This is a genomic window from Streptomyces sp. NBC_01481 (assembly GCF_026339995.1).
Lineage (GTDB): Bacteria > Actinomycetota > Actinomycetes > Streptomycetales > Streptomycetaceae > Streptomyces.
The window spans coordinates 921,740-934,875 of record NZ_JAPEPT010000001.1 but is presented as its reverse complement, the minus strand read 5'-3'; the positions used below and the strand labels follow the sequence as shown (position 1 = coordinate 934,875).

7 protein-coding genes, 3 tRNA genes and 1 pseudogene are annotated in these 13,136 nt (G+C 70.0%); 4 read left to right on the top strand and 7 right to left on the bottom strand.

Annotation, left to right across the window (positions count from 1 at the left end):
• Nucleotides 1-690: 690 nt before the first annotated feature.
• From OOK40_RS04330 to OOK40_RS04320, 3 genes are all read right to left on the bottom strand, one after another.
• Nucleotides 691-764: transfer RNA gene (locus tag OOK40_RS04330), tRNA-Ile, on the bottom strand.
• Nucleotides 765-952: 188 nt separating this feature from the next.
• A tRNA-Asn gene (locus tag OOK40_RS04325) sits at nt 953-1,025 on the bottom strand.
• Nucleotides 1,026-1,030: 5 nt separating this feature from the next.
• Nucleotides 1,031-1,103, bottom strand: a tRNA-Asn gene (locus tag OOK40_RS04320).
• A gap of 173 nt (nt 1,104-1,276) precedes the next feature.
• Here OOK40_RS04320 and OOK40_RS04315 point away from each other — a divergent pair.
• The 4 genes from OOK40_RS04315 (at nt 1,277) to OOK40_RS04300 (ending at nt 6,802) form a co-directional block, all read left to right on the top strand.
• Nucleotides 1,277-1,576, top strand: a complete 300-nt coding sequence (locus tag OOK40_RS04315; RefSeq protein WP_266476598.1) for a YtxH domain-containing protein — start codon at nt 1,277-1,279, stop codon at nt 1,574-1,576.
• Between the two features lie 36 nt (nt 1,577-1,612).
• Entirely contained in the window at nt 1,613-3,058 is a 1,446-nt protein-coding gene (locus OOK40_RS04310) for an FGGY family carbohydrate kinase (RefSeq protein ID WP_266476597.1), read from the top strand.
• A 91-nt stretch (nt 3,059-3,149) separates the two neighbouring features.
• A complete protein-coding gene (locus tag OOK40_RS04305; RefSeq protein WP_266476595.1) occupies nt 3,150-4,883 on the top strand; it encodes an ABC transporter ATP-binding protein in 1,734 nt (577 codons plus the stop codon).
• The gene (locus OOK40_RS04300; RefSeq protein ID WP_266476594.1) at nt 4,880-6,802 is read left to right on the top strand and encodes an ABC transporter ATP-binding protein; all 1,923 of its coding nucleotides are present in this window, start codon (nt 4,880-4,882) and stop codon (nt 6,800-6,802) included. Before OOK40_RS04305 ends, OOK40_RS04300 begins: the two co-directional genes overlap by 4 nt.
• Nucleotides 6,803-7,077: 275 nt before the next feature.
• Here the strand turns inward: OOK40_RS04300 and OOK40_RS04295 are convergent.
• The 4 genes and pseudogenes from OOK40_RS04295 to OOK40_RS04280 form a co-directional block, all read right to left on the bottom strand.
• Nucleotides 7,078-8,328 (bottom strand): annotated as a pseudogene (locus OOK40_RS04295) (RNA polymerase sigma factor).
• A gap of 106 nt (nt 8,329-8,434) precedes the next feature.
• Nucleotides 8,435-10,339, bottom strand: coding sequence for a DNA primase (dnaG, locus tag OOK40_RS04290; RefSeq protein WP_266476591.1), 1,905 nt, complete (start codon nt 10,337-10,339; stop codon nt 8,435-8,437).
• Nucleotides 10,340-10,374: 35 nt separating this feature from the next.
• A complete protein-coding gene (locus OOK40_RS04285) occupies nt 10,375-11,637 on the bottom strand; it encodes an NAD(P)/FAD-dependent oxidoreductase (protein ID WP_266476590.1) in 1,263 nt (420 codons plus the stop codon).
• A 129-nt stretch (nt 11,638-11,766) separates the two neighbouring features.
• On the bottom strand, nt 11,767-13,098 hold the full coding sequence (locus OOK40_RS04280; protein WP_266476589.1) for a deoxyguanosinetriphosphate triphosphohydrolase: 1,332 nt from the start codon (nt 13,096-13,098) through the stop codon (nt 11,767-11,769).
• Between the last annotated feature and the right edge of the window lie 38 nt (nt 13,099-13,136).

The window sequence follows — 13,136 nt, the reverse complement described above, 5'->3', positions numbered from 1 at the left end:
CACCCATGCCTTCCGGCCGGGGCAGCCGCTCTTCCCCGGCTTCGACGACGAGCGGCGCGGTTCGCCCTTCGGCCTCGACCGGGGCGACGGTTTCACCGGTACACGCTGGTCGGCCGGGGCACGCAACGGCCCCGGCCCGTCCGGTTCGTTCGTCGCCCTGCGCACCGGCTGGAGCCGACGCTGAGGGGCCCGGCGGCGATGGCCAACCGCGACGAGGCGGAGTCAGCCACACACCGGGCTGGTCGGCCGAGGTCCTGCGGTATCTGTTCGAGGAGGCGGGTGTCACCGCCACCGGCCACGAGCAGTCCGACACCGACGCGGGACTCGCCGCATCCGCCGGCGACTACGGCCCCGAGGCGTACGTCAGGCGTCCGCCACTGCGATCCCGTCGGCCACAACAGCCACGGTCTCAGCTGAACCCGGGGCGACGCCCCTCGCAGGCCCTTCCTGTTCCTTGCGTCCTGCCGGCGCCCCGAATTCCACGCCAGCCCGCCGGACAGTCACTCCAGCGGCACCCCGCGAGCGCACGGGGCGACCGTCTGCGCAGGTCAGTGAAGCGCCAACCCCCACACACGGAACCGTTGTTGAACCGCCGGGCAGCGGATCAGTCCCTTGGGCCAAAGTCCTGCATCCGCACCCGCGATGAGACGTTTCCGCAGGTCACATCACTTCTCCACGCGTAGCGCGTAGTGGGGCGGGTGGGACTCGAACCCACGGCCGACGGATTATGAGTCCGCTGCTCTAACCGGCTGAGCTACCGCCCCTAACGGCGCGTCGCGCACAAATGTGCGCGCCGTCTGCCGCAGCATAGCCGCTCATACGATCTCCTGCCTCGGATGGTCGGCAACGCGCAATCATGAAGACTGCGCTGCCCCCTGCCCGGTTCCAGAAGTCGTCGAACTCGCAGATGACACACGAAAAAGGACCCCCAAGGGGCCCTCTTCCGGTTCCGCTCCCCCGACTGGACTCGAACCAGTAACCCTCCGGTTAACAGCCGAATGCTCTGCCAATTGAGCTACAGGGGATCGCGCTCCCCCGACTGGACTCGAACCAGTAACCTGCCGGTTAACAGCCGGCTGCTCTGCCAATTGAGCTACAGGGGATTGCTGCGTATGCACCGAACGTACCTACCCCGGGCGTCCCGGGGGGCGTGTGCCCGCTGCGACACATACATTAGCGCAAGCAGGGGGGTGCTCCGCCAATCGGTATGGGCCCGGGTGATCACGGGCCACGACGGGTAGGCGGCCTGCACCGACGCAAGGGAAGGGTGGCAGCCATGCGGTACAAGCTGACGTTCGTCGCCGGACTGGCCCTCGGTTACGTGATCGGCACACGGGCCGGGCGCGAGCGCTACGAGCAGCTGAAGAAGTCCGTGCGCCAGTTCTCCCAGAATCCCGCGGTGCGCAATGCCGTGGAGTCCGCCGCGCAGAACGGACGCCAGGTGACCGGCAAGGCCTTCCACGCGGTGAGCGACAAGGTCGGGGACCGGGTGCCCGACTCGGTGGCCGAGCGGGTGCGGTCCCTCCGGGAGCGGACCGCGAACGGCGAGGACGACTGGGGAACCACCAACACGTGACGCCGACTCTCCTCACGTGCGGCAGAATCTTGTGTCATGGGGATAGTCGCCGGCTTGGACAGTTCGTCTGCATTCACGCGCATCGTCGTCTGTGACGCGGACACGGGTGCTGTGCTGCGCCAGGGGTACGCACCGCACCCCGCCGAGGCGAAAGCCACCGAGATCGATCCGCAGGCCTGGCTGCTCTCGCTCGGCGACGCGGCGGCCGGCGGGCTGCTCGAAGGCGTGCAGGCCATCGGCGTCTCCGCCCAGCAGCACGGACTGGTGCCGCTGGACGCGCAGGGCAATCTCGTACGCCCCGCGCTGCTCGGCAACGACAAGCGGGCGCAGGTCGCCGCGGCGGATCTGATCGACGCGCTCGGCGGGCGGCAGGCCTGGGCCGAGGCCGTCGGCTCGGTGCCGCAGGCCGCGCAGCCGGTGTCGAAGCTGCGGTGGATGGCACGCGCCGAGCCCGATACGGCGCGGCGCGTCGCGGCCGTCCTGCAGCCGCACGACTGGCTGGTGTGGCAGCTGCTCGGCCGTCCGGGCCGCAGGACCACGGACCGCGGCGGCGCTTCCGGCACCGGTTTCTGGTCGGCCGGCACCGGCTCCTACCGGCACGATCTGGTCGAGCTGGCGCTCGGGCACCAGGTCGCGCTGCCCGAGGTCCTCGGCCCGGCCGAGGCCGCGGGGACGACGCCCGAGGGGCTGCTGATCTCCGCCGGGACCGGCGAGACGATGGCGGCGGCGTTCGGGCTCGGCGTCGGGATCGGCGACGCGGTGGTGTCGCTGGGGGCCTCGGGTTCGGTGATGACCGTGCACCACGAGGCGCTGGCTGATCCGAGCGGGATGATTACGTCCTTCGCCGACGCGACCGGCATGCACCTGCCGGTGGTGCACACGCTCAATGCCGTACGGGCGCTGCGCGGCACGGCCGAACTGCTGGGGCTCGGCGAGCTCCAGGAGCTGTCCGCGATGGCGATGAAGTCGACGCCCGGTTCGTCGGGGCTTGTGCTGCTGCCGTATCTGGAGGGCGAGCGCACTCCGCAACTGCCGCACACCGCGGGGACGCTGAGCGGTTTGCGCCGCGAGTCGATGAAGCCCGAGCATCTGGCGCGGGCCGCCTTCGAAGGCATGCTCTGCTCGCTCGCGGACGCCCTGGATGTGCTGCGCGGGCGCGGGGTCGAGGTGCGCAGGGTCTTTCTGCTGGGTGCGGCGGCCGAGCTGCCCGCCGTGCAGGCCGCGGCGCCCGCGATCTTCGGGGCGCAGGTCGTCGTACCGCAGCCCGCGGACTACGCGGCGCTCGGTGCGGCCCGGCAGGCGGCCTGGGCGCTCGGGGTCTCGCAGGGCACGCTGTCGCCGAACGCTCCTCCGGCCTGGCAGGGCGCGGCCGCCCAGGTTTTCGAGCCCGGCGACGAGCTGGCGGTGGGTCAGGCAGTACGCCAGCAGTACGGGGCGACGCGGGAACAGATCCACCCCGGGGCGTTCAACCCGACATCTTGACCCCGCCTTGAATAAACCCTTGAGGTTCCGCGGGTGGAGTGTCGCAAGATGGGGGTGACTCCCAGATCTTGCCGACTCCGAGAGACAGCGTGTGCTGATACGACTACTGCGGACGCATTTGGGTCCGTACAGACAACCGATCACCCTCCTTGTGGTCCTGCAGCTGCTGCAGACCAGCGCCACCCTTTATCTGCCGACACTGAACGCGGACATCATCGACAACGGTGTGGTGAAGGGGGACACGGGCTACATCCTGCGGCTCGGCGCGCTCATGATCGCGGTGAGCGTCGTCCAGGTGCTCTGCAACATCGGAGCTGTCCATATCGGCGCGCAGACCGCCGCCGCGCTCGGGCGTGACGTCCGGGCCGCTGTCTTCGACCGGGTGCAGAGCTTCTCCGCGCGGGAGGTCGGCCACTTCGGCGCACCCTCCCTGATCACCCGTACGACCAATGACGTCCAGCAGGTGCAGATGCTGGTCCTGATGGCGTTCACGCTGATGGTGTCGGCGCCGATCATGTGCGTCGGCGGCATCATCATGGCCCTCGGCCAGGATGTGCCGCTGTCGGCGGTCCTGCTCGCGGTCGTGCCGGTGCTGGGCATCGCCGTCTCGCTGATCGTCAAGAAGATGCGGCCGCTGTTTCGGACCATGCAGGAGCGTCTGGACACGGTGAACCGGGTGCTGCGGGAGCAGATCACCGGCAACCGCGTCATCCGCGCCTTCGTGCGCGACGAGTACGAGGCCGGGCGCTTCCGCGGCGCCAACAACGAGCTGACAGATGTGTCCCTGTCCACCGGCCGGCTGATGGCGCTGATGTTCCCGACCGTGATGACGGTCGTGAACGTGTCGTCCGTCGCCGTCGTCTGGTTCGGCGCGCACCGGGTCGACAGCGGCGCGATCCAGATCGGCGCCCTGACCGCGTTTCTCGCGTATCTGATGCAGATCGTGATGGCCGTGATGATGGCCACCTTCATGTTCATGATGGTGCCGCGCGCCGAGGTCTGTGCCGAACGGATCGAGGAGGTGCTGGACACTCGCTCGAGCGTGATCCCGCCGATCAAGGCCGTACGGGAGCTGCGCCGCCACGGGCATCTGGAGGTGCGGGCCGTGGAGTTCCGCTATCCGGGGGCCGAGGAGTCGGTGCTGCACGATGTCACCCTGCTGGCGCGGCCCGGCGAGACCACCGCGATCATCGGGTCGACGGGCAGCGGAAAGTCGACGCTGCTAGGGCTCGTACCGCGGCTGTTCGACGCCACGGACGGGGAGGTGCTCGTCGACGGCGTGGATGTGCGCGACCTCGATCCGGCGCTGATGGCGAAGACGGTGGGGCTCGTGCCCCAGAGGCCGTATCTGTTCTCCGGGACCGTGGCCACCAATCTGCGCTACGGGAAGCCCGACGCGAGCGACGAGGAACTGTGGCAGGCGCTGGAAGTGGCGCAGGCGGCCGACTTCGTACGGGAACTCGAAGGCGGGCTGAACGCGCCGATCGCGCAGGGCGGCACCAATGTCTCCGGCGGTCAGCGCCAGCGCCTCGCGATCGCGCGGACCCTGGTGCAGCGTCCGGAGATCTACCTCTTCGACGACTCCTTCTCGGCCCTGGACTACGCCACGGACGCGGCGCTGCGAGGCGCGCTCGCCCGCGAGACCTCCGAGGCGACGGTGGTGATAGTCGCCCAGCGGGTGTCCACCATCCGTGACGCCGACCGCATCGTGGTCCTGGACGGGGGGCAGGTCGTAGGGACCGGAAGCCATCACGAGCTGATGGAGAGCAATGAGACCTACCGAGAGATCGTGCTCTCGCAGCTGACGGAGGCTGAGGCCGCATGAGCGGGCCGGGCGGACGGATGATGATGGGCCCGGTCGAGCGGTCCATGGACTTCAAGGGTTCGGGCAAACGGCTGCTGCGGCAGCTCGCGCCGGAGCGTATGACGCTGTGGGTGATGCTCGCGGCGGCTGTGCTGAGCGTCGCGTTCAACGTGGTCGGCCCGTGGATTCTGGGCCGGGCGACCGACCTGGTCTTCGCCGGGGTCGTCGGCCGTGACATGGACGCGGGGACCAGCAAGGAACAGGCGATCGAGGGCCTGCGGGACAAGGACCAGGGCGGGCTCGCGGACCTGCTGTCCGGCGTGGACTTCACGCCCGGCGACGGCGTCGACTTCACCGCCGTCGGCCATGTGCTGCTGGTGGCGCTCGCGGCGTACGTGGCCGCGGGGCTGCTGATGCTGGTGGCGACCCGGCTGTCGATCCGGGTGATCAACCGGACCCTGTACCGGATGCGCGAGGACGTACAGGCGAAGCTGTCGCGGCTGCCGCTGTCGTACTTCGACCGGGCCAAGCGCGGCGAGGTGCTCAGCCGGGCGACGAACGACATCGACAACATCTCGCAGACCCTGCAGCAGACGATGGGCCAGCTGATCAACTCGCTGCTGACCATCGTGGGCGTGCTGGCGATGATGTTCTGGATCTCGCCGCTGCTCGCGCTGGTGGCACTGGTGACCGTGCCGGTGTCGGTCGTCGTCGCGACGAAGGTCGGCAAGCGCTCGCAGCCGCACTTCGTGCAGCAGTGGAAGACCACGGGCAAGCTCAACGCCCATATCGAGGAGATGTACACCGGTCATGCGCTGGTGAAGGTCTTCGGGCGGCAGGACGAGTCCGCCAGCGACTTCGCCGAGCAGAACGAGGCGCTGTACGAGGCGGGATTCAAGGCGCAGTTCAACAGCGGGGTCATGCAGCCGCTGATGTTCTTCGTCTCGAACCTCAACTATGTGCTGGTGGCCGTGGTCGGCGGGCTGCGGGTCGCCTCCGGCGCGCTGTCGATCGGCGACGTGCAGGCGTTCATCCAGTACTCCCGGCAGTTCTCGATGCCGCTGACGCAGGTCGCCTCGATGGCGAACCTCGTGCAGTCGGGCGTCGCATCCGCCGAGCGGATCTTCGAACTCCTCGACGCGGAGGAGCAGGAGGCGGACGCGCCGTCCGCCGAGCGGCCCGAACGCCCGCAGGGCCGGGTCTCCCTGGAGAAGGTCGCCTTCCGCTACGAGCCGGACAAGCCGCTCATCGAGGATCTGTCGCTGAGCGTGGAGCCGGGTCACACGGTCGCGATCGTCGGCCCGACGGGCGCGGGCAAGACGACCCTGGTGAACCTGCTGATGCGGTTCTACGAGGTCACCGGCGGGCGGATCAGCCTCGACGGGGTCGACGTCGCCAGGATGTCCCGCGAGGAACTGCGGTCCCAGATCGGGATGGTGCTCCAGGACACGTGGCTGTTCGGCGGGACGATCGCGGACAACATCGCGTACGGCGCCTCCCGGGAGGTGACCCGCGAGGAGATCGAGGAGGCGGCGCGGGCCGCGCACGCCGACCGGTTCATCCGTACGCTGCCCGACGGCTACGACACGGTGATCGACGACGAGGGCTCGGGCGTGAGCGCGGGCGAGAAGCAGCTGATCACCATCGCGCGGGCGTTCCTGTCCGACCCGGTGATCCTGGTCCTCGACGAGGCGACCAGCTCGGTGGACACCCGTACGGAGGTGCTCATCCAGAAGGCGATGGCGCGGCTCGCCCACGGCCGCACGAGCTTCGTCATCGCGCACCGGCTCTCCACGATCCGGGACGCGGACGTGATCCTGGTGATGGAGAACGGGGCGATCGTCGAACAGGGCACGCATGAGGGGCTGTTGGCGGCGGAGGGGGCGTATGCGCGGCTGTACGCGGCGCAGTTCGCCCAGGCGGTGGTGGAGGTGGAGTAGGGGGCGGGGGGTGCGGGGTGCGCCTGCGGCGGGCTTGTTCCCCACCCCGCCCCTTCCCGTAACCGGGGGCGCTGCCCCGGACCTCCCCGCGCCTCAAACGCCGGCGGGGCTGAAATGTGCGGCCGAGCCGCACATTTCAGCCCGTCCGGCGATTGAGGACACGCGCGAAGCGCGTACGGGGTCGGGGCGGAGCCCCCCACGCGGCGGAGCCGCAAAATGTCACAGCGGGAAGGGGCGGGGTGGGGAACAAGCCCCGCGCAGCGGACCGCGCCCCCTCAGTCCAGGTAACCCCGCAGCTGGTCCGCGAACGCGTGGTCCCGGAGTTTGTTCAGCGTCTTGGACTCGATCTGGCGGATCCGCTCCCGCGTCACGCCGAAGATCCGGCCGATCTCCTCGAGCGTCCGCGGCCTCCCGTCCACCAGCCCGTACCGCAGCTGCACAACCTTCCGCTCCCGCTCGCCGAGCGTGGAGAGCACTGCCTCCAGGTGCTCGCGCAGCAGCAGGAAGGCCGCCGACTCGACGGGAGACGCCGCGTCGCCGTCCTCGATGAGGTCGCCGAGCGCCACGTCGTCCTCCTCGCCCACCGGCGCGTGCAGCGAGACCGGCTCCTGGGCGAGCCGCAGCACCTCGCTGATCCGCTCGGGCGACAGGTCCAGCTGGGCGGCCACCTCTTCGGGGGTGGGTTCGTAGCCGCGTTCCTGGAGCATCCGGCGCTGGACGCGGATGACCCGGTTGATCAGTTCGACGACGTGGACCGGGACCCGGATGGTGCGTGCCTGGTCCGCGAGAGCCCGGGACATGGCCTGGCGGATCCACCAGGTCGCGTACGTCGAGAACTTGTAGCCGCGGGCGTAGTCGAACTTCTCCACCGCCCTGATCAGGCCCAGGTTTCCCTCCTGGACGAGATCGAGCATGGTCAGTCCGCGCCCGACGTACCGCTTGGCGACGGAGACGACGAGCCGCAGGTTGGCCTCGATCAGCCGGCGCTTGGCCATCCGGCCCATGACGACCAACTTGTCGAGGTCGACGGCCAGTTGGGAGTCGTCGATGTCGGGGGTGTTGGCGAGCCTCTCCTCGGCGAAGAGACCGGCTTCGACGCGGCGCGCCAGCTCGACCTCCTCGACGGCCGTGAGCAGCGCAATCCTGCCGATTTCCCGCAGATACTGCCGGAACAGGTCGGAGGAGGGCCCGCCGCTGTCGACGCGGCCGGCCCGGGGCTCCGGAGGCTCGGGCACATCCACTGTTTCCTCGACGACGGTCTCCGGGGCCGCCTGGGGCACGGTCTCGGGGTGATGTACGGCCCGGCTCTGCGCGGGGACCTGCGCGGAAACGGCCGCGACAGCATCGGTCTCGGTCAGGGTCTGGGTCTGCACGGGGGCGACCTCCAGGTGATCGCTGCCGGGTCGGGGGTGTGCGGCAGCGGGACGGGGGCGGCCGGGCCGCTTTCCGTCCCGTACACGATGAGCGGATCCGCGGGAGTGAGAGGCCCACCGTGGTGGACGGCCGCGCTCCGAGGACTCAGGCACCGCACCCCAGTGTGGGGTACGACACACAGCCGCCACGAGGGGCTTGCGAGCACTTTTTGAGTCCCGTGCGTGACCGGGTGGTTACCGAAGCGGGGCTGCCGAGCCTCTAGAGAACGTCCGCGCCCTGGTTGCGCAGGGACTGGGCGTACTGCTGGAGGACCCAGAGTTCGTTCTGCACGGCCGTGTGCTGCTCGGGATCGGCGTGCTGGCCGAGGCGGGCGAGGGTGCCCTGGACCTCGCGGATGCGGCGGTCGACCGCCCGCAGGCGGACCTGGACGAGCTGGACTCCGGCGTAGCTCTCGTCGACCACGCGCGCGTGGACCGCTTCGACGGCGAGCTCGGTGACCAGGGCGCGCACCGTGTCGTTCGGGGCGGTGTCGCGGACGCGGGCGAGGTAGTCGGGGGTGTCCTCGGTGCCCTGTTCGGCTCCGCCGGCCTCGGCGATGGTCTGACGGACGGCGGCATAGGGCGGGGCGGTGAACTCGTCGATGCCGTACGCGTCGAAGGCCGGGGAGACCAGCGCCGGGTGCTGGAGCGCGAGCTTGAGCAGTTCGCGCTCGGTGCGATGGGCGGGGCTGCGCAGGTTGAGCGCGGGGCCCGCGGCGATCCGCGGGGCGCTCTGGGTCTCGTACGACTGGGGGGTGCGGGACTGGGTCGCCGGGCCGCGTCCGCCGCGGTCGCGGGCCCAGCGCGCGAGTTGGGCGACCCGCTTGACCACGAACTGGGTGTCGAGGATGCCGAGGATGCCCGCGAGCTGCACCGCCGACTCGTGCTGGATGGCGATGTTCTTGATGCCCGCGACGATCGGCGCGGCCTCGTCGAGCGCGGCGGCGCGGCCCGCGGGCGTCTCCAGATTGTGGCGCTGGACGCTGTGGCGGATCGCGAACTCGAAGAGCGGCGTGCGTGTTTCGACCAGTTTCTCGACCGCGTCGTCGCCCTCGGCGAGGCGCAGCTCGCAGGGGTCCATGCCGCCCGGAGTGATCGCGATCGAGGTCTCGGCGGCGAACTTCTGGTCGTCCTCGAAGGCCCGCAGCGCCGCCTTCTGGCCGGCCGCGTCGCCGTCGAAGGTGAAGATCACCTCGGCAGTGGCGTTGTCCATCAGCAGCCGGCGCAGGATCTTGATGTGGTCGCCGCCGAAGGCGGTTCCGCAGGTGGCGATCGCGGTGGTGACCCCGGCCAGATGGCAGGCCATGACGTCGGTGTACCCCTCGACGACGACGGCCCGGCTGGTCTTGGCGATCTCCTTCTTCGCGAGATCGATGCCGTAGAGCATCTGCGACTTCTTGTAGATGCCCGTCTCGGGGGTGTTGAGGTACTTCGGCCCGTTGTCGCTCTCGTACAACTTGCGCGCTCCGAAGCCGACGACATCGCCCGAGATGTCGCGGATCGGCCACATCAGCCGCCCGCGGAAACGGTCGATGGGCCCGCGGCGGCCGTCCTGGGAGAGGCCGGAGAGGATCAGCTCCTTGTCACTGAACCCTTTGCCTCGCAGAAAGCGGGTGAGGTGGTCCCAGCCCTGCGGGCTGTAGCCCACGCTGAAGTGCTGGGCCGCGGCCTGGTCGAAGCCGCGCTCGGCGAGGAACTTACGGCCCGTCTCGGCCTCGGGGCCGTTCTCCAGCTGCTCGATGTAGAACTGCGCGGCCATCTTGTGCGCCTCGACCAGACGGATGCGCTCGCCCCGCTGGTGGGTCGGGTTGTACCCGCCCTCCTCGTAGCGCAGGGTGATGCCCGCCGTCGCGGCGAGGCGCTCGACCGTCTCGGAGAAGGAGAGATGGTCGATCTTCATCACGAAGGCGATGGTGTCGCCGCCTTCCTGGCAGCCGAAGCAGTGGAAGAGACCCTTGCTCGGGCTGACCTGGAAGGAGGGGGACTTCTCGTCGTGGAAGGGGCAGAGCCCCTTCAGATTGCCGCCGCCCGCGTTGCGCAGCTGGAGGTACTCCGAAACGACGGCGTCGATCGGGACCGCGTCCCGGACCGCCTTCACGTCGTCATCGTTGATCCTGCCTGCCACACGCGGAAGTCTACGGTGGCGCGGTGACACTCCTGTCAGCTGTTGAGGGAAGTGAGCGGTACGGAGGGGTCGGCGAGGGCGTCCGGGTCCACCGGGGCACCGGAGCGGATCAGCTGCTGGATGGGGTCGGTGACGTCCCACACGTTCACGTTCATCCCGGCGATCACCCGGCGGTCCTTCGTCCAGAAGGCGATGAACTGCCGCTTCCCCGCGTCGCCCCGCAGCACCACCGCGTCGTACGAACCGGGCGGCGCCCAGCCCGAGTACTCCAGGCCGAGGTCGTACTGGTCGGAGAAGAAGTACGGGATGCGGTCGTAGGAGACCTCCTTGCCGAGCATCGCGCGCGCTGCCGCCGGACCGCCGTTGAGGGCGTTCGCCCAGTGCTCGACGCGCAGCCGGGACCCCAGGAGCGGGTGGTGGGCCGCCGCGACGTCGCCCGCCGCGTAGATGTCGGGGTCGGACGTGCGCAGGCTCGCGTCGACGGCGACGCCTCCGCCGTGCTCACGGTCCGCCATCGCGAGACCGGCCGTCTCGGCCAGTGTGGTGCGGGGGGCGGCGCCGATCGCGGCGAGGACGGCGTGCGCGGGGTGCTCGTCGCCGTCGTCGGTACGGGCCGCGAGCACCATGCCGTCCTGCCCGGTGATCTCGGTGAGACGGGCGCCGAAGTGGAAGCGGACGCCGTGCTCGCGGTGGAGCTCGGTGAACATCTGGCCGAGCTCGGGGCCGATGACCCGCTGCAGCGGGGTCGCTTCCGGTTCGACGATCATGACCTCGGCGCCGTAGCCACGGGCGGCCGAGGCGACTTCCAGGCCGATCCAGCCCGCGCCCGCGATGAGCAGCTGGCCGTTGTCGCGGCCGAGCGCGGTGAGCGCCCGGCGCAGCCGGTCGGCGTGGGCGAGGCGGCGCAGATGGTGGACGCCGGCCAGCTCGGTGCCGGGAATGTCGAGCCGGCGCGGCTCGGCGCCGGTGGCCAGCAGCAGCTTGTCGTAGTGCAGGACGGTGCCGTCACCCAGGCGTACGGACTTGGCGTCGCGGTCGACGGCGACGACGGTCTGGCCGAGGTGCAGTTCGACATCGGCCTGCGCGTACCAGGCGGGTTCATGGACGAAGACGCTGTCGCGCTCCTCCTTGCCCGACAGATAGCCCTTGGAGAGCGGCGGGCGTTCGTAGGGGTGGTCGCGTTCGTCACCGATGAGGATCACTCGTCCGGTGAACCCCTCGGCACGGAGGGTCTCGGCGGCCTTGGCCCCGGCCAGCCCACCGCCGACGATGACGAATGTCCGATGTGCGTCGACCACTTGATGCCTCCTCTTTGCTTCTACGCTGCCAAGCCTTCAGCGAGCGTCCCGCACGGAGCGTTATGGCGGAAGAGGGAGTGACCCCTGGGCGTGTCATCGTGGCCCCGCCCAGGCGGCTCTCCCGGCTGTTCAGCGGCGTGTCGTGAGCTGGGTGTGCAGGGTGCGGGCCGAGTCGTCCGTGAGCGAGGCCAGCTGGTCGACGATCACCCGCTTGCGCGCGCGGTCGTCGGGTGCGGCGTCGAACAAGGCGCGGAACTGCGGGTCGAGACTCTCGGGCGCGCGGGCCGTGAGCGCCTCGGCCAGTTCCGCCAGCACAATGCGCTGGTCGGCGCGGAGTGCTTCCTGTTCGGCGCGCTGCATCACATAGCGGTCGGCGACAGCCTTGAGTACGGCGCATTCGTTGCGGGCGGCGGGCGGGACGACCAGTTCGGCGGCGTACCGGGTGAGCCGGCCCGAGCCGTACGCCTCGCGGGTCGCGCCCTCCGCGGCCAGGCAGAACCGGCCGATGAGCTGGCTGGTGGCGTCTTTCAGCCGAGCCTGCGCGACCGCGGATCCGTCGTAGTGGTGCGGCCACCACTCCTGGTCGACGAGCCGGTCCAGGGCCTCGGCCAGCTCCTGCGGATCGGTGTCCTCGGGGACGTACCGGCCGATCGCGACCCGGAAGATGTCGCTGCGCTCCGGTTCGGCGAGCAGGAGGTTGGGGTCGACATGGCCGGCGTGCAGTCCGTCCTCGAAGTCGTGCACCGAATACGCCACGTCGTCGGACCAGTCCATGACCTGGGCCTCGAAGCACTTCCCGTACGCGGGCGCTCCCTCACGGGCCCATGCGAAGACCGGCAGGTCGTCCTCGTAGACGCCGAACTTCGTCGAGTCGGGGTCGGTGGGGTGTCCGCCGCGCGGCCACGGGTATTTGGTGGCGGCGTCCAGGGCGGCGCGGGTGAGGTTGAGGCCGACGCTGACGAGTTCGCCGTACGCGTCGTGGACGAAGCGCTTGGGCTCGATACGGGTCAGCAGGCGCAGTGACTGGGCGTTGCCCTCGAAGCCGCCGCAGTCCTTGGCGAAGTCGTTGAGCGCCTGTTCACCGTTGTGCCCGAAGGGCGGGTGGCCCATGTCGTGGGCGAGGCAGGAGGCCTCGACGAGATCGGGGTCGCAGCCGAGTGCCGCGCCGAGTTCGCGTCCGACCTGGGCGCACTCCAGGGAGTGGGTGAGCCGGGTGCGCGGGCTGGCGTCCCAGGCCTGATTGCGCGTGCCGGGGGTCACCACCTGGGTCTTCCCGGCGAGCCTGCGCAGCGCGGAGGAGTGCAGCACGCGCGCGCGGTCGCGCTGGAAGGCGGTGCGGCCGGGACGCTTGTCCGGTTCGGGGGCGAAGCGGTCGGTGGCTGCCTCGTCGTACGCGTCGTGTCCGTTGGTTCCCGGGGGTCCGTCGGGTCCTGATGAGGTGGTGCTGGTGGTGCCTGCCATGCACCGAAGGTAACCGGAGCGGGTCGCGGACGGGCGAC